The organism is Nostoc paludosum FACHB-159 (assembly GCF_014698835.1).
GTDB lineage: Bacteria > Cyanobacteriota > Cyanobacteriia > Cyanobacteriales > Nostocaceae > Nostoc > Nostoc paludosum.
Window position 1 is genome coordinate 68602 of sequence record NZ_JACJTU010000001.1, and the last position, 16953, is coordinate 85554.

The following is a 16953-nucleotide window of genomic DNA, read 5'->3' on the forward strand; positions in this document are numbered from 1 at the left end:
TTACTTTAAAGCCTAAATAAGCAAGCGATCGCTCTTAATGATAAAAACTTAACCTAAAACAACGCGATCGCGTCCTTGTCTTTTGGCGCGATCAAGTGCTTTTTCCGCAGCATTAACTAAATTAGCAGGCTCAGTTTCAACTGCGGGAATAATACTAGCTACGCCTAAACTTACAGTCAAAACAGGAGCAGGCAAACCACCAATACTAGGATACTTACACTGAATTGCCAAAGCTTTTATTTCCTCTCGAATATATTCGGCGATGTACATTGCAGCAGCAACATCTATTTTTGCAAGAATCACAAATTCTTCACCACCATAACGAGCCACTATTACCTCGCTGTTTTCATCTCTGAAATCTCCTTTAGGGAAAGTTGCAGAAGAATTAGTAGGAGGATTCGCAATTTTCCTAGAAAATGAGAAACTACTATTACCCAGCAAGCATTTTACGCAGTTACAGATAGTATTAGCGATTTCTTGTAAACACCTATCTCCTGCGGCAACGCCGTAAGTTTTATTATAAATTTTAAAATAGTCAATATCGCATAAAATTAGTGATATCGGGGTGCGTTGACTAACAGAGTTCTGCCATTCAATTTGTAGGGAAGTTTGAAAATAGCGGCGATTTACTAATTGAGTTAGTTCATCCAAGCTAGAAAAGACAAATAATTGTTGATTTTCTAGTTGCAAACGTTCAACATGATTATTGTTACAACTTTCATTTATTTTTAAATATTCGCAAAAATATAAACGATATAATTCACATGTGGGAGTACAGCGATCGCCTTCTAAATTAATTAGCCCCATACCCTGTAATTTATATGCCAATGCTGGTTCTAATTTCACATAATTTTTAGCGTTAATTACTCGATAAAAAGCAGCTGCTAAATCTGGGTCATTTTGTAGTGCTAATATATATTGTCTTAAATGCTCGTGATAAATTCCTGACTCTGTAGGTGCTTGTTGCAATAGCTGTTTTAAATTGCCTTGTAATCCTCCTTTACCTACAAGATGATATAAAGCCAATCGTACCAAGTAAGGATGTCCCCCCAGCATTGCCATTAAATTATCAGCCTCTTTACCATCTGTCCAATCTAAACCGTGACGCTGTGCTAAATCTTGCACTTGTTCTTTTGTAAACAAAGGCAACTTAATGGGCAAACCAATATTAAATGGTGATTGAGTCAGTTTTATAGGAACAATAATTTCCGTGGAATAAACCAGAACCAAGCGGAGTTTTTGCCAAATTTCAACTGCTTTAGCTTGTTCGTGCCAAGAACGCACTAATGATAACAACTCTGGGGCAATTTCCTGAGAATCAAACACCCAATCAGCTTCATTCAAAACTAAAACTAGAGGAGTTTCCAACGCAGACAACAAATAATTTTGGAAATAGATAGAGCAGCTGACTTTGCTACCCATTTCTTCATCCCAATAATCATTAAGTTTTGGTTCTAGCTGTAATTCCCGACTCACATTGGCACAAAACCAACGCAAAAATTTCTCCAAATTGGCCAATACTGTTTTGTCTGCTTGCTGAAAATCTAAACTCACGGTGCGGAAGTTTTGCTTTTTAGCGCGTGCAAGCAACCGCAAAACTAAAGAGCTTTTCCCCATTTTCTTAGGTGCTTTGATGCAGATGACGCTCCCCGGTTGAGCTATTTCTGCGTAAGCGAGTTCCTCAATTGGCGGGCGACAAATGTAGAATCTGGAATTTAGAGATACAGGGCCACTAGGAAATTCCAAGGATATGGCTGTGGCAGCTTGGTTAAATTCCCTAAGTAACTGCTGATGTGCTTTGCCAAGACGATGATTTTCTAGAGTCTCGCGGAAATTGGATTGGTTTATTGATTCTTTGTAAAAATCACTCAGAATTTGCCATAAATCAGCAGCAACTTTCCTGACGCGATCCTCAGGATAATTGCTTTCAACTGCTACGTTTGTGTAGGTTTTTCCTTCCCAGGCAGAACGTAATACAATTTCTTGGAGTGTTGTTAAACCGGTAGCTTGACTGGCTTTTAATAAGAGTACTACTTCATCTATTGTCATTACTGATTGACTCTAATTAAGCATAAAATTGTCTCACAGGATTATTCTTAGCAAGTGCATGTAGCTTGTTGAGTGTGTGTAAGAGCTAGCTATTTCCAAAAAGATACAAATATATCATTCCTAAATGAGTTGTCAAATTAGTTGTGAAGGCAGGCAACTTGTACTGAGCGTACCCCTGCGGGGAAGCAAGCTACGCGTAGCGTCTCGTAGAGAAGTCGAAGTATAGGCAACGGGCAATAGGCAAGAGCTTTTTCACGAATGATTTAAGATTGCTATCAGTCTGGATAATTTTTGGTATACTCAGATTTTTGATGTGATTTAATCATAAAATTTTTTGACAAATTTTTCTTATTTTTTCAATTTTATGTGATTTTATCTACTTTTTTGAGACATATTTTAGAATGTAGATGCAGACAAATTAGCTGTTTTTTTCAAAAATAGGTCAGGCGATCGTAACAAAGGTGAGATTTGTCCGTTTAGTTTTTGCTAAATTACATCAAAATTAACGATCTGGGCTGATAATCTGAGATCTAAGTTACAGTCTAATCAACTCAATTAACGATTTGTTAACAAAACCGTATTGTCCATAACTAGATTGTCAGGGTACTAAGACATCGTAGGGATAAGCACAGCATATCTTCTTCATCGTCATAGTGGCTATGCATAATGAGTCTTAATACCCAAAAATAATATACGGTTACGGTTATATATAATATTACTGCATTTCTTACGTACTCAGTACAACTCGAAAAACCTAAATTCTATCCCTACTCCCCACTCCTTATTCCCTATTTTCAATTAAAATCTATGACTTCAAGCATTTCTACCAAACCACGGAAGTTACCCACCCAAGCGATCGCAGCAAAAATATTTCATTGGTGTAACATCATTAGTCTGTTCCTCATGCTCACCAGCGGACTACAAATTTACAACGCCAACCCTGTTTTTGGTGGACGTTCAGGTTTACATATTCCGCCAATATTTACCTTGGGAGGCTGGCTTGCAGGAGGTAGACATTGGCATTTTGCAGCAATGTGGCTATTTTCACTAAATCTCTTGTGGTATGGAATTTACATTTTAATTACTCGACGCTGGCGTCATCGGTTTGTAGGAGCTAACGATCTCAAAGCATTACAAAAAACTCAAAATTCCAAACGTCTTATTTATGCTTGGCATCGTATCGCTTATACAGCAATTATTCCAATTTTGCTGTTGGCATTATTTACAGGAATAGGAATGTATAAACCTGCTCAATTTCATTGGATTGTAGATTTTTTTGGTAGTTGGCAAGCCTTACGAATTGTTCACTTTGCCTCAGTGCCAATGGTTATGTTATTTGCAGTAATTCACTATTTCTTAGGGCGTCAAGCAGGAGGTTCTGAACTCACAGAATCAATGTTTTGGTAAAAAAAGAAAAGAGCATTGGCAATGCTGATTGTTGATTGTTCAGTGTTAACTTTGAGTGAGGAGTTTCGTAGGTTAGGTTGAGGAACGTAGCAAGATACCCCAGGGTAACCCAACCTACAGTTAGTATTTTTGTGTCAAAATATTAAATTTAATGGAAGATTTCATAGATCCACGGGGGTGTACGCTACCTAGATGGGAATGCGTTAACAAAGGACTCAATCAATGGGATATGTAATTGCAACTGCAAATATGAAAGGCGGCGTTGGTAAAACCACCCTTACTGTGAACTTAGCTACCTGTCTAGCTAAAAATTATGGCAAGCGGGTGCTTGTTCTTGATTTGGATAGCCAAATTAGTGCCACGCTTAGTCTGATGTCACCATTAGATTTTGCTAAACGTCGTAAACAAAGTAAGACATTTAGATATCTCATAGACGAGGTTATCAATCCAGAACCACAAGCAAAGCTGACAATTCAAGATATCATTCAATCCCAAGTTTGTAATCTTCCCGGACTAGATTTATTACCTGGAGATATTGATTTGTATGATGAATTTGTTGTGTCAGAAATGCTACATCAACAAGCGACTGCTTTAGGTGAACAAGACTTTGAAACGATTTGGAACCGCTTTGAAAGAGTTTTGATAAACAACATTTTAAAACCTGTGCGGCAAGAATATGATTTTATCCTTCTTGATTGTGCCCCCGGTTATAATCTTTTGACTCGTAGCGCTTTAGCTGCCAGCGATTTCTACATACTTCCTGCTAAACCAGAACCCTTGTCTGTAGTGGGTATTCAACTACTAGAAAGACGGATCGCCCAATTAAAAGATAGTCACGGAAATGAAACAAAAATAGATATAAAAATGTTAGGAATTGTCTTTAGTATGTCTAGTGCTAACCTACTAACTGGGAGATACTATAAACAAGTGATGCACCGTGTTGTTGAAGATTTCGGTGTTGAGAAAATTTGCAAGGTACAAATACCAGTTGATGTGAATGTTGCTAAGGCTGTTGATAGTTTTATGCCAGCTGTTTTAAATGCCCCTCAATCACCTGGCTCAAAAGCATTCTTTCAATTAACTCAGGAGTTGTTGCAAAAACTATAGCCCTAGTTAACCATTCATAAACAACAAAATTCCCTAATTTTCAACGAATTAGGGAATTTTTTATTGTCGATTTTTATATATAAAAATAATATATAAAAAAATAAAATTTCTTAAGAATTAAGCTAGTTATTTTCTAAATCCAGTACTTATACTGAAGCTATAATAGCTAGATTCAGTTATTGAGTGAAAAGGCCAGTAAATCTAGCTAAGAAACAATGACTAGTAACGATTCTCTACAGGCAGAGAAAAATCAACCCTTGCGAATGCGTTTACCGCGTACTCTGAGTTATCTAGAAACCTGGGGCTTTGGGTTGACGGGTCATGTTGGATGGATTGGTACTGCGCCCATTATTCATGCAGCATTAGGGTCTAAAGCTATCTTAGTTTGGTTGTTTGGCACTATCGTCTCCTTTTTACTTAATTTGCAGGTACAAAGTTTAGGAAGACATTGGTCAGATGTCGCAGGAGGAACACCGAACTATACCACAAGGCTATTAAAAAACTTTCCTTACTTAGGTCGTTACGTAGCTTTAGGATACTTTTTTAGTTGGGCAGCAGCACCAGCACTGTACGCAATTATTCTGACAAACCTGATTAAAGTCAATTTTCAAACATTAGATATTGTTTGTCCAGAAACTTTTTTAAAATTTCTATTTACAGCAATTCCTTTTATTGTGGCATTCAGTGGGAGTCGTGCTTTAGCACTGCTGCACTTATTTTTTGTGTTCCCAGCGATTTTATTACTATTTTTATTTTGTATTCAAGGTTTGGTATGGTTAACCTTCTCAAACACTAGTTTTAATTTACCTGCAATTAGTATACATAGCTTGAGCTTTCAAGAATGGGCAAAGTGGTTTTTCCTGGCCAGCTATTCAATTTATGCTTGTGAAACTACTTCTTCTTTTGTTGCTGATAGCCACAATCCAGATAAAACTTTGAAGTTTTTAACTGTGGCTGCTTGGTTAATTCCTCCGGTATTTTTAGGCAGTTCTTGGGTCTTAACGTGTTCGGCTCCAAATCAAGCAATAGGCGACGATGCTTTTTTAAATTTGCTAGCAGCTTCTGTACCTTTTTGGGGTCAATACGCCTCTTTTTTAGTAACACTTTTAATTACAGTATCTTGCCTTCTAAGTTCTGCTACCGCAGTTTCTAATTCTCCTCGCGTATTATATCAACTTGGCTTAGACGGAAAGGTTTCTGAGATATTTACAGTAGTTTCTCGCCAAGGTGTTCTTGGCCCTGCGATTTTTGTTGCCTTTCTCCTCAGTCTGCTTTGTTTAAATTTGGGAAATGTATCTCAATTAGTGACGGTAGCAGGCACTTGTTATCTTTTGTCGATTATGGGATTACATTTAGGATTATGGTTGTCTCGAAGTCAACCAGAGGTTTTATGGCCTTGGTGGTCACTTGGTTTTTTCTTTATAGAAGCGATAGTTCTAATAGTGGGAGGTTTAGCTTGGAATTGGAGAGATTTTTTAGTTGGATTATTATTACCGATTTTTTTGATGTTAGGAGATACAGTGCTAAGCCGCGTAAGTCGTGCGGCATTATATCGAAAATATTGGAAAGAAATTTATGATAAAAAGCCTACTAAACACAATCCAGACTTTGTTGTCTTACAGGTAATTGTTTTAGTATCATTAATTTGCATTACTGCTACAAGCAGTTGGTTTATCCGGGATTTATTAGGCAAAGTTACTAATGATAGCCACAACTCTTTATTAGCGATTTTACTAGTGACGCTTTCTTTTGCAGGAGTGGCGATCGCCTGTTGGACAACTCTACCACAAATTGTTGCTATTGATGAGGCACGCAAACAAGCAAAAAACTTATTTATCACTACTCTCGATACAGTTCCAGATACTGTTTTAGTCTTAGATGAAAACGGGATTATTTGTCAAACAAATACAGCCGCTGAAGAATTATTTGAATTGAGTATTCAGCAATTGCTTGGGCAAAATTTGAATCAACTCTTAATGTGTTATCACGGCAAACCTGAGCAATGGTCTATTAGGAGCGAGCAAACTTTAAAAATCAACCAAGGTCTGCGAATTGTTGAATCAACTGTTTCCCGGCCATTTAATCCCCAACTACGAGAGTATGTTGTGATTGTACGTGACATCACTCAACGAAAGCTAGCAGAGGAAGAGTTAGTCCAATACCGTTGCCAGCTTGAGCAATTAGTTTTAGAACGCACCATAGAACTTATTCGAGTTAATCAACAACTCCAACAAGACATTATCAAGCGTCAAGAAGCACAAGAACAATTACTACACAATACTCTTCATGATGGGCTAACTGGGTTACCCAATCAACGTTTATTTATCGACCGAGTGCAGCAGTCAATAGAACGTACTAAACAGGACAAAAATTATTTATTTTCTGTACTTTTTTTAGACTTAGACCGCTTTAAAGTCGTGAATGATAGTTTGGGGCATTTACTAGGAAATCAACTTTTGATTGCAATTTCTCATCGTCTCAAATCAGTTGTCCGAACTGGAGATATAGTTGCCCGTTTTGGTGGAGATGAGTTCACAATCTTAATTGAAGAAATTGAAGATGTTAACACCGCCATACAGATAGCTGAACGTATTAAAAAGGTGCTAGCTTTACCATTTCAATTAAATGAACATAGGGTGTTCACTAATGCTAGTATCGGTATTGCTTTGAGTAAAACAGATTATCAGCAAGCAGCGCAGATTATCCGCGATGCCGATGTGGCAATGTACTCTGCTAAAGCACTTGGTAAAGCACGTTACGAGGTGTTTGACCAAAAAATGCACGAGGGTGCATCTTTGCTCTTAGAATTAGAAACTGCTCTGCGACATGCACTGCTGCTCAAGCAAGAGGAATTTCGCCTTTACTATCAGCCAATTGTTTCACTGATAACTGGTAAAATTATTGGATTTGAAGCATTGATACGCTGGCATCATCCAGAAAGAGGAATTGTTTCTCCTCAAGATTTTATTCCCTTGGCGGAAGAAACTGGAATGATTATTAGTATCGGACAATGGGTACTTTATGAAGCGTGCCAACAAATGCATACATGGCATCAACAATTTCCTAGTTCATTAAACTTGACAATTAGCGTCAATTTTTCTGGTAAACAGGTTACCCAAGCTGATATCTTTAAACAAGTTAAGCAGACTTTACAACAAACTGGACTAGAGCCATGTAGTTTGAAATTAGAAATTACTGAAAGTTTGTTGATGGATAATTTTGAATTAGCTAATACCGTGCTTTCCGAGTTAACTGCGCTGAATGTGGAGTTACATATGGATGATTTTGGTACTGGCTATTCCTCTTTGAATTATCTGCATCGACTACCAATAAAAACTATTAAAATTGACCGTTCTTTTGTCAACAATATAGGTAGTCGAGGAGAAAATTTAGAAATTGTGCGAGCGATTGTTACGTTAGCTCATAATTTGAATATGTCTGTAACAGCAGAAGGAATAGAAACTGTAGAGCAGTTAGCACAACTTAAAGCATTGCAATGTGATTATGGACAAGGATATTTCTTTTTACCACCTATGCAAAGTGTAGAAGTAGAAAGATTACTTGCTGCTAACTTTTGTTACAAAGACTTCTTAAGGTACTAAATTGTTATTAATCATTAGTCATTAGCTATTGGTTATTTCTCCCTCATTTCCCCATGCCCAATGCCCAATAATAATTTAGCTTACTGCCTGTAGCTGTAAATCTTGGACTTGCTCAAATAATCTTTGTTCTAAAACAAGTTCATCAATAAAAGTATCGATTTTTTCTCTATCGATATTCTGCATGACTACAATATGTACCCAATTCTCAAAACTTGCTAACTGCCACTTTTTAATTAATTTTTGAGAAGGTTTTTTAAACACGACAGTAGTAGAGAACTTATTGAGCATACATGGATATTCTCTCAATTGAAGTTGTTGAAAAAGATATTGAGCATTCCGAATACAGGTCTTTGCTTCTCTGGCTAAGCCGTTATAACCTCTGCTTTGCAGTGCATACCAAAGAATTAGAGGAGCATGGCCGTTTCTAGAACCGAGAATAGTTGTATCTTTGGAACCAATATATTCAATCATTGTTTCCACTCTTTCTACCCATTTCTTCTTCGTTAAGACGACGCCACAAGGCAATGGAGAACCCATGAATTTAGCAGAAATAGCTACGCTATCTATGGGTTTTTGAAAGTTAACTTGAGGAGCGCCATCTAAAAAGGGTAATATTAATCCTGAAAGTGCGGCATCACAATGAATGTAGTAATTTTTAATTTGATAACGCTCTAAAATTTCGATAACTTTGTCTAAATTATCGATCGCACCTTTAACAGTAGTGCCAATATTTAAATTGATTATCGCTGGATACTCACGATTTTGGCTAATTAGTTCTGCAAAATGGCGATAATCCATTTCACCATTAATTTGCGAATCTACAACTTGATGTTTGATGCGAAATAATCTGGCTGCTTTAGGAATTGAGTAATGAGAGTCTTCTGATGAATAAAGAATTCCATTGGGATAAATTTCTCTTGCTAAAAACATTCCATATAAATTTCCTTCAGTTCCTCCAGCAGTCACATAACCCCAAAATTTATGTTCGGGGATCTTATAAAGTTGGGCGAAAAAGGATAAAACTTCTTGTTCAAATTGACGAGAATGCAGACCAAAATCTGGTTCTACATAAGGATCTCCAGCATTATTTAACATGTAATTAAAAGATTTAACTATCTCGCTGTAATCGCAAGTTAAATTGTATGGATAGCCTGCGTGAAAGTGCGATCGCTGTTCTATTTCTTGCAAAAAATTTCCCAACTTTTTAGTAGCTATATCCGACATACTCTGCATTTGTTTAGTTTTGATTTAAGGGAAGTTTTAATCTAATTTCTACATATAAACCCAATTTCTTTACTATTTTTTTAGTATTAAGAATCATCAGATTTATGATGGAAAATAAAATCAGTGCAAACACGGAAAAAATTTTTTAATCCTATTTGAAGCTTTGCAAGCTCTAGCACTGGTAAATATTTGAATATAGAATTTAGCAAACTATTCTTAATACGTAAATATCGAAAAATACTGTAATTGTTCAACCGGAATTCATCTGAACTCCGGATAATCACTTATTAAAATCTCTGTGCATCTTTGCACCAGAGGCACTTGACTTGGATGAAATACGAACAATCACTTATAGTAGGCAATAGGCAATAGGCAACAGGCAACAGCGTCAAAAGCCCTTTGGTATCTGGGCTTTAGGGTCAGCTTCTTGTTATCAAGTATGCTTCTTTATTAAGATTTCTTTGTGTGGAAGCATCAGAAGTACGGAGATTTAGGGAAAGACTCCTAGCAAGTTCTCCTCTACTTTCCCACTCCCTCACAAGCGTAGATTTTTCGCAAAGCCTATTTTTTAGTTCCGAAATTTTCCCTCCGTCCCCCACTCCTACTCCCCCATCTTCTTCCAAGGAAGCTTGATTGTGAATCTACTGCCTTTGCCTAATTGACTTTCAGCATGGACACTACCACCGTGGGACTCTACAATTGTTTGCACAGTTAGTAATCCTAAACCTGTGTTTGCAGAACGACGGGAGTATGAACTTTCATCCGGGTCTAAAGGTTGAAATAATTGGAACAGGTCATCGGAAGGAATACCAATGCCAGTATCAACGATGCTGAAAAAGATATATTGCTTTGTGGGGTGTGGTTGGATTTCAATCCAAACTTTGCCTCCCTCTGGAGTATATTTAACAGCGTTGCTTAACAGGTTGATGAACGCTTCTCGAATGCGGTCTTCATCAACTTGGATGGGTGGGAGTTCTTCAGGTGCTTGTACGCTTAACTGGATATGTTTTTGCAATGCCAGAGGTTTAACAAAGTTCAGACAAGAGTCACATAGTTCTTCAATTGAAGTCGAAGCTAGTTGTAGTTCCATTTTGTTAGATTCAATATCGGCTAAGTCGAGGATGTGGTTGATTAATTCCAAGAGATTCTTGGCGCTATTTTAGAGATTATTTAGAGACAGGCGCTGTTATTCGCTCAAAAGGTCGTATACTTCATTTTGCAGTGCTTTGGCGATCGCCAGCATGGAGTTTAAAGGGACAATCCCATATCTAAAGATAGGGCTTGTAATATAAACACCTGATGTATAGCACCACGTGTCTCGACACAAACCTTTTAAATTATTTCACATATGTTCGGGGAGCGTGCCGTAGGCAAGACGGGGGATTGTAAAATTTGGCACAAGGGTTTTTTCTTGCTATTCCCTTGTCCTCTTCTGCTCAAGTGCCAATATATCACTTCTGGCAGAAGAACAAAAAGTTATAAAGTTTCAAGAAAAAAGCTTGACATTTAGAGTTCAGAACTCGGCATTTAGAGTTTACAGCAGTTTTCATCTATCTTAGACCACATCCTCATCTTCCTCTTTGCGCCTCTGCGCCTCTGCGTGATAAAAAAAGCCGTGGTTCATTTACCTGAAAATAGCTGTAAAGCCTGAATTACAAGGTTTAGAAGATATTCTTTATTCCACAAAGGGTGAGTGGGTGCAAGATGAACTGCAAATTTCATTCACCAGCGGCAAACACAAAAACATAACGCTAATAACCAGACTCAATACACTTTTAAACCTCAGTTCTGATGTATGCAATAAATTCAAGAAAAACTCTAACAATTTGTATCTGATGGAGATTTATTAGTTGTAACTTGCATTATCAAGGAAATCTAACTGTAGACAGATGAAATCTGAAACGTTACTGTTGGTAAGAATGTGGCTTTTTTGTGTTTAGCCTATATTTCAAGTGTAGACGCTAAAGACAAGGAATGAATCATTTGATATGGGATTTATACTTGATTTTTACGAAGCTAGGTACATCTTTATTGCTTTTTACCTGTTTCCCGTTCCCCAAAACCCATTCACTCTCTTGACGAGGGATTCTCCAAATCAAATTGGGTTCCGATATTACTCCAACGTGTATTTCATTCCGTCCACAGCTTGTCCCAAAATATAGGTTTTATTACTCATGCTCAACGTGTCCACTCACAATTCTCAACAAAATCAGCAATTGATTGATACTACTGATTGGAACGTTATTGAAACGGAATTCGATCCGACGCGATTGCATCACAAAGAAACAGTTTTTACCCTTGCTAACGGCTATTTGGGAGTGCGAGGTAGTTTCGAGGAAGGATATTCTCAAGATTCTTCCGCCACGCTCATTCATGGTGTTTATGATGATGTGAAAATTGCTCATACTGAACTTGTGAATTGTCCTAACTGGCTGCCATTGACAATCAAAGTAGCAGGCGAAAGCTTTAGTATGGAGAGTGGTGAAATTCTCAACTATGAGCGTCGGCTTGATTTGCGTTTGGGTTTAGTTAGCCGTGATGTGCGCTGGCGTAGTCCTAGTGGTCATACTTTAGATTTTCACTTTCAGCGGTTCGCTAGTTTAGCAGATGGACATGTTTTAGCAATTCGGACTCAAATCACATCCGTAGACTTTGAGGGTGAAGTTACCGTGGAAGCGGGGTTTGATGCCGAACCCCATACCCAAGGCGTTAGACATTGGCGAACGATAAACCAAGGTGGTGTAGATCGAATTATCTGGTTGAACAGTCAAACTCTGCACTCAGCTATTCAACTGGGGATGGCGGCTAAGTTAGTGATAGAAGATGACGACACTACACCCGTGGGCGTAGAAAATCGGGAGCGTCCGACATTGGCAACCTCCTTTGAGTTTTACCCAGGAAAAACGGTGACAGTAGAAAAGATTGTCACTGTGTTTACTTCACGGGAAACAGAACTCCCCATTGCCGCAGCCATAGAAAGGCTAGGTAAAGAACCCAGGTATGCTACTTTGTTAGCTGCTCACATTGCTGCATGGGAGCAAGTGTGGCAAGACAGTGACATTATTATTGAAGGCGATCGCCAAGCTCAATTAAGTGTCCGTTATAATCTTTTCCAATTACTAGCCGTCACACCGCGTCAGGATGACCGAGTGAGCATTCCTCCCAAAAGCCTCTGTGGTTTTGCCTATAGCGGACACATCTTTTGGGATACGGAAATTTTCATGCTTCCCTTCCTCACCTACACCCAGCCAGCCCTAGCCCGGAACTTGCTCACCTACCGCTATCACACTTTACCAGGAGCTAGACGCAAAGCCCAGGAAGCAGGTTATCAAGGAGCGATGTTTGCTTGGGAAAGTGCTGCTACCGGCGATGAAGTCACCCCGCGCTGGGTGCCAACTCCCAGTGGCGAATTAGTCCGTATTTGGTGCGGCGACATCGAAGTGCATATCACCGCAGATATCGCTTATGCAGTATTACACTACTGGCACACCACCAACGATGATGAATGGATACGGGATTATGGCGCCGAAATTATCTTAGATACGGCGGTTTTCTGGGAAAGTCGCGTCCAGTGGAACCAAGCACGCCACAGCTATGACATTCTGGATGTAATTGGCCCCGACGAAAATCACGATCGCGTCGATAATAATGCCTTCACCAATCTCATGGTAGACTGGCACTTACAATCAGCCTTGGCGCTGTGGGACTGGCTCAAGCAAGCATACCCCGAAACCTCAGCCCAATTAGCGCAAAAACTCAACTTAACTACAGAACGTCTGCACCGTTGGGCAGAAATCCCAGAGCATTTATTTGTGAATCAAGATCCAAAAACAGGTTTAATTGAACAGTTTGAAGGGTTTTTCCAGCTAGAAGATATTAACTTTGCTGATTACGAACCACGTACTAAATCTCTGCAAGGTCTATTGGGAATTGAAGCCACAAGCCAAAAGCAGATTCTCAAGCAGCCAGATGTGTTGATGCTTTTGTATTTGATGCGGGAGCGTTATGACCATAACACCCTCGCCGCTAACTGGGACTATTACAACCAACGCACAGATCACACCTACGGTTCATCACTCGGCCCAGCCATTCACGCCGTCTTAGCCTGCGACTTGAATCAACCAACCGAAGCTTACACACATTTCATGCGATCGGCCTTGGTAGACTTAGAAGATGTCCGACTCAATGCAGGTGAAGGAATTCACGCCGCCAGTGCTGGAGGAGTTTGGCAAGCAGTAGTCTTTGGCTTTGGTGGTATCCGCATGACTCAATTTGGCCCAGTGGCTTGTCCCAATCTTCCACCCCACTGGACGCGTTTGAAGTTTCGCCTGCAATGGCGTAACGAGTGGTATGACTTTGACTTGGGAGTTGAACAAGAAGTCAAAGTTCCCAGTTTGGTAGAAGAAAGGGTGGAAAGTTTGGTAGAAGTAGAAATCTAACGTGAATTCGATATACAGGATTTTGACCTCACCCCCAGCCCCTCTCCTTGAAGGAGAGGGGAGCAAAAAGCCTAATTTTTCGTTACTCCGAGAGGCAGGCTGGGTGGGTGAGGTCTGTCGAATTCACGTTTAATAAATTAACGCGGAGGGATTAATAACGATACCAATAGCGATCGCTTTCATAACGACGGCGATCGTTACGAATGTTGCGAAGGTCGTTATCGCGGTCATAACGGCGATAGTTGTCGCGGTCATAGCGGCGATGATTATCGCGGTCATAACGACGATGATTATGGCGGTCATAGCGACGGTCATAACGGCGATCGTAGCGACGGTCATTGTCACGAATGTTGCGAAAATCGCGATCGCGGTCATAATCGCGATCTCTATAGTGACGACTCTGAAGTTCAGAGTTACCATCATCATTGTGATGATAGCTATAACTATCTAACTCAGCAAGATAAGAGGCATCAGCTTTAGGAGAAATAGCCAAAGCTGAAGCAGAAGCTATCAAGCCTGCCAGAAAAATAGAGGCAAAGCGGTTCATAATGTGAGTGGAAAGTTGTTGATAGTAATTTATGCCAGTCCAGTCTGTTTACGAAGAGCAGATTCCACAAGTCTTTAGATTAATCTTATCAATGTTGAATCAAGAAGATAAGTTTTTTTGGGTGCAATGATTGATAAAAATTTTGTCGTCTATGATACTTTTTGACTATGAAAAGTCAGATTGATACGTAATATTGTTAGTTAAAGCAACAAACTATAACTTAGGATTATTTGGGTAGATGTCAACGGGTCGCTTTTTTGGGGTTTTGCTAATTTTTACAACTTTACTAATGTTTTCGACTTGGGTAACAGTAAACCATGCCTATCTGCTGAAGATGATTCATTCAATATATTTAAAAGTTCTTGAGCAATTTTGACAGCTTACTGTCGTCAATTAACGATTTACGGGTTCCACCTGGTAATCGTTTACAAAAGCTAGAAACAAACTATTACAGCAGATACAGCTTTGCGTTTATCTCGCTATTTTGGTAACAGCGCTCAGTTTTGGTTGAATTTACAAACGCAATATAATATACGTTAAGCTCTTAAAGAAAATATTGTCTTTTCTCGGATTGTTATTAAATTTCTGGAATTCAGCGTCAACAAATACGAAAGAATACGTAGATTAATCAAAAGTCTCAACTTAAAGACTTAGACAGCCCTAATAACTGATAACTTGGAAATTGATATTAGGAGTCGTTTTATGGTTCTACAAATTCAACCCACCCAAAAAGAACCAATTGTTACATGGGAAGCACTCCCAGCTGACTTCATTTTACCCGACGATCCAGTGGAAAATATTCAACAACCCGTTCTCGCTGCGGCGCTTACCGATGCTTTGGGAACCGCAGAACGCATCCAACCGCAGATGCTAATTGGCTCTAATTTTGGACTTGTCGCCACAGTCAATAAAAAAATTGTCGTCAAAGCACCAGACTGGTTTTACGTTCCTCAAGTACACCCTGTAGCCGCTGATGTAATTCGGCGTAGCTATACCCAGAATTTAGAAGGTGCCGCTGTGGCTGTGGTGATGGAATTTCTCTCAGACACAGAAGGTGGAGAACTCTCAGTTCGCTCAACTCCACCTTACGGTAAGCTTTATTTTTACGAACGAATTCTCAAGGTTCCAACCTACCTAACCTACGACCCCTACGAACCTAATTTAGAAGTACGCTGCTTGCAAAATGGGCGATATACTTTGCAGCAAGCAGATAGCAATGGACGCTTTTGGATTCCTGAGTTAAATTTATTCCTGGGAATTTGGTATGGTGAAAGACTTTGCCAAACCACAAATTGGTTGCGGTGGTGGGATACAGAAGGAAATTTGCTTTTTTGGAGTAGCGAACAAGCTGAACAGGAACGCCAACGCGCTGAGCAGGAACGCCAACGTGCTGAGCAGGAACGCCAACGTGCTGAGCAGGAACGCCAACGTGCTGAACAGGAACGCCAACGTGCTGAACAGGAACGCCAACGTGCTGATATATTAGCAGCTAGGTTACGCGAATTAGGTGTTGACCCTGATGCGTAGGCGTAGCCCGCACTTCGACACCCTTCGGCGTCGCTCAGGGCAAGAAGCTCAGTGGCCATCGTAGACATCGCATAACCTCAAGAAATGCTGGGAATAATAATTTTGGGACATCTGCACCAAAATTCCATGAAACAGCAAAAAAATCAATTCAGTCATCTTACTGCGATCGAAAGAACTTATCTATCATTTCCAGCACAGCTTTTATTAAATCAAAACCTACTACAAGGCAAAATACTAGACTTTGGTTGTGGCTTTGGTAATGATGTGCAAATATTACGCCAAAAAGGCTGTGATATTACAGGTTACGATCCTTATTATTTTCCAGAATATCCTCAGAATAAATTTGATACAATCATTTGCTTTTACGTTTTAAATGTTTTATTTGCTGAAGAACAAGCTAATATTTTGATGCAAATCTCACACTTATTAAAAGCTGGAGGCAAAGCTTACTACGCTGTGAGAAGGGATATTAAAAAAGAAGGTTTTCGCGAACATTATGTTCATAAAAAGCCTACATATCAATGTATTGCCAAGCTTCCTTTTCCTTCACTTTATTTAGATGAGCATCGGGAGGTTTATGAATATATTCACTATAATCATCAGCAAAATTCATCTACTTATTGTATATTTTGTAATCCGCGTAAAAATCTCACACTCTTAACTGAATCAGCGACAGCTTACGCTATATTTGATGGCTACCCTATTAGTAAAGGACATGTTTTAGTTATTCCTAAACGTCATGTTAGCAACTATTTTGAACTACCATTTAAAGAACAATCGGCTTGTTGGTTTATGGTAAATAAAGTGCAAGAAATTCTCAAGACTGAATTTGAGCCTGATGGTTTTAATGTAGGAATGAACATAAATCGAGAAGCAGGCCAAAATATTATGCACACCAGTATTCATATCATCCCTCGTTACAAAGGTGATACTGTTTCTCCCAAAAGTGGAATCAGAAACGTTATTCCTAAAAAGTAACAGTTTTTGTTTCTTAACAGCTTTTAGTAGCAAAACTAGATTATCTTTAAATTTTGTTGAAAATGTTTTCAAA

Annotated in this window: 10 protein-coding genes and 1 pseudogene; 7 read left to right on the plus strand and 4 right to left on the minus strand. The window is 39.1% G+C overall.

Translation table 11 applies throughout. The annotated features are described in order from the left end of the window. Positions 1-48: 48 nt before the first annotated feature. A complete protein-coding gene (locus tag H6H03_RS00290; RefSeq protein WP_190953089.1) occupies positions 49-2049 on the minus strand; it encodes an AAA-like domain-containing protein in 2001 nt (666 codons plus the stop codon). A gap of 807 nt (positions 2050-2856) precedes the next feature. Between H6H03_RS00290 and H6H03_RS00295 the strand changes: the two genes are divergently transcribed. The 3 genes from H6H03_RS00295 (at position 2857) to H6H03_RS00305 (ending at position 8165) form a co-directional block, all read left to right on the plus strand. After that, a complete protein-coding gene (locus H6H03_RS00295) occupies positions 2857-3456 on the plus strand; it encodes a cytochrome b/b6 domain-containing protein (protein ID WP_190953090.1) in 600 nt (199 codons plus the stop codon). A gap of 222 nt (positions 3457-3678) precedes the next feature. Continuing rightward, positions 3679-4563, plus strand: coding sequence for a ParA family protein (locus tag H6H03_RS00300; RefSeq protein ID WP_190953091.1), 885 nt, complete (start codon positions 3679-3681; stop codon positions 4561-4563). A 215-nt stretch (positions 4564-4778) separates the two neighbouring features. Then, the gene (locus H6H03_RS00305) at positions 4779-8165 is read left to right on the plus strand and encodes an EAL domain-containing protein (protein WP_190953092.1); all 3387 of its coding nucleotides are present in this window, start codon (positions 4779-4781) and stop codon (positions 8163-8165) included. A gap of 75 nt (positions 8166-8240) precedes the next feature. On the opposite strand, the gene H6H03_RS00310 is transcribed toward H6H03_RS00305, so the two are convergent. Beyond that, complete coding sequence (locus tag H6H03_RS00310; RefSeq protein ID WP_242065729.1) at positions 8241-9398, minus strand: histidine decarboxylase; 1158 nt, start codon at positions 9396-9398, stop codon at positions 8241-8243. A 592-nt stretch (positions 9399-9990) separates the two neighbouring features. Further along, positions 9991-10530 carry a sensor histidine kinase gene (locus tag H6H03_RS00315; protein ID WP_190953093.1) on the minus strand — a complete coding sequence of 180 codons (540 nt, stop codon included), beginning with the start codon at positions 10528-10530 and terminating at the stop codon, positions 9991-9993. 1033 nt (positions 10531-11563) lie between these two features. Here H6H03_RS00315 and H6H03_RS00320 point away from each other — a divergent pair. After that, positions 11564-13828 (plus strand): glycoside hydrolase family 65 protein, encoded by a 2265-nt coding sequence (locus H6H03_RS00320; RefSeq protein ID WP_190953094.1) that lies wholly within the window; start codon positions 11564-11566, stop codon positions 13826-13828. Between the two features lie 151 nt (positions 13829-13979). Here H6H03_RS00320 and H6H03_RS00325 read toward each other — a convergent pair whose 3' ends face one another. Continuing rightward, entirely contained in the window at positions 13980-14375 is a 396-nt protein-coding gene (locus H6H03_RS00325; protein ID WP_199338633.1) for a hypothetical protein, read from the minus strand. Between the two features lie 438 nt (positions 14376-14813). Here H6H03_RS00325 and H6H03_RS40025 point away from each other — a divergent pair. From H6H03_RS40025 to H6H03_RS00340, 3 genes and pseudogenes are all read left to right on the plus strand, one after another. Beyond that, positions 14814-14915, plus strand: a pseudogene (locus H6H03_RS40025) (HigA family addiction module antitoxin); the annotation flags it as partial. Between the two features lie 162 nt (positions 14916-15077). Next, positions 15078-15902: a Uma2 family endonuclease gene (locus H6H03_RS00335; RefSeq protein ID WP_190953095.1), complete on the plus strand. Its 825-nt coding sequence runs from the start codon at positions 15078-15080 to the stop codon at positions 15900-15902. 126 nt (positions 15903-16028) lie between these two features. Next, positions 16029-16880, plus strand: a complete 852-nt coding sequence (locus H6H03_RS00340; RefSeq protein ID WP_190953096.1) for an HIT family protein — start codon at positions 16029-16031, stop codon at positions 16878-16880. Positions 16881-16953: the final 73 nt, after the last annotated feature.

Bases quoted from the DNA above. Each gene is read 5' to 3' on its own strand.
- H6H03_RS00320 (WP_190953094.1), top strand. From the start codon at position 11,564: ATGCTCAACGTGTCCACTCACAATTCTCAACAAAATCAGCAATTGATT.
- H6H03_RS00325 (WP_199338633.1), bottom strand. From the start codon at position 14,375: ATGAACCGCTTTGCCTCTATTTTTCTGGCAGGCTTGATAGCTTCTGCT.
- H6H03_RS00305 (WP_190953092.1), top strand. From the start codon at position 4,779: ATGACTAGTAACGATTCTCTACAGGCAGAGAAAAATCAACCCTTGCGA.
- H6H03_RS00300 (WP_190953091.1), top strand. From the start codon at position 3,679: ATGGGATATGTAATTGCAACTGCAAATATGAAAGGCGGCGTTGGTAAA.
- H6H03_RS00335 (WP_190953095.1), top strand. From the start codon at position 15,078: ATGGTTCTACAAATTCAACCCACCCAAAAAGAACCAATTGTTACATGG.
- H6H03_RS00295 (WP_190953090.1), top strand. From the start codon at position 2,857: ATGACTTCAAGCATTTCTACCAAACCACGGAAGTTACCCACCCAAGCG.
- H6H03_RS00290 (WP_190953089.1), bottom strand. From the start codon at position 2,049: ATGACAATAGATGAAGTAGTACTCTTATTAAAAGCCAGTCAAGCTACC.
- H6H03_RS00340 (WP_190953096.1), top strand. From the start codon at position 16,029: ATGAAACAGCAAAAAAATCAATTCAGTCATCTTACTGCGATCGAAAGA.
- H6H03_RS00310 (WP_242065729.1), bottom strand. From the start codon at position 9,398: ATGCAGAGTATGTCGGATATAGCTACTAAAAAGTTGGGAAATTTTTTG.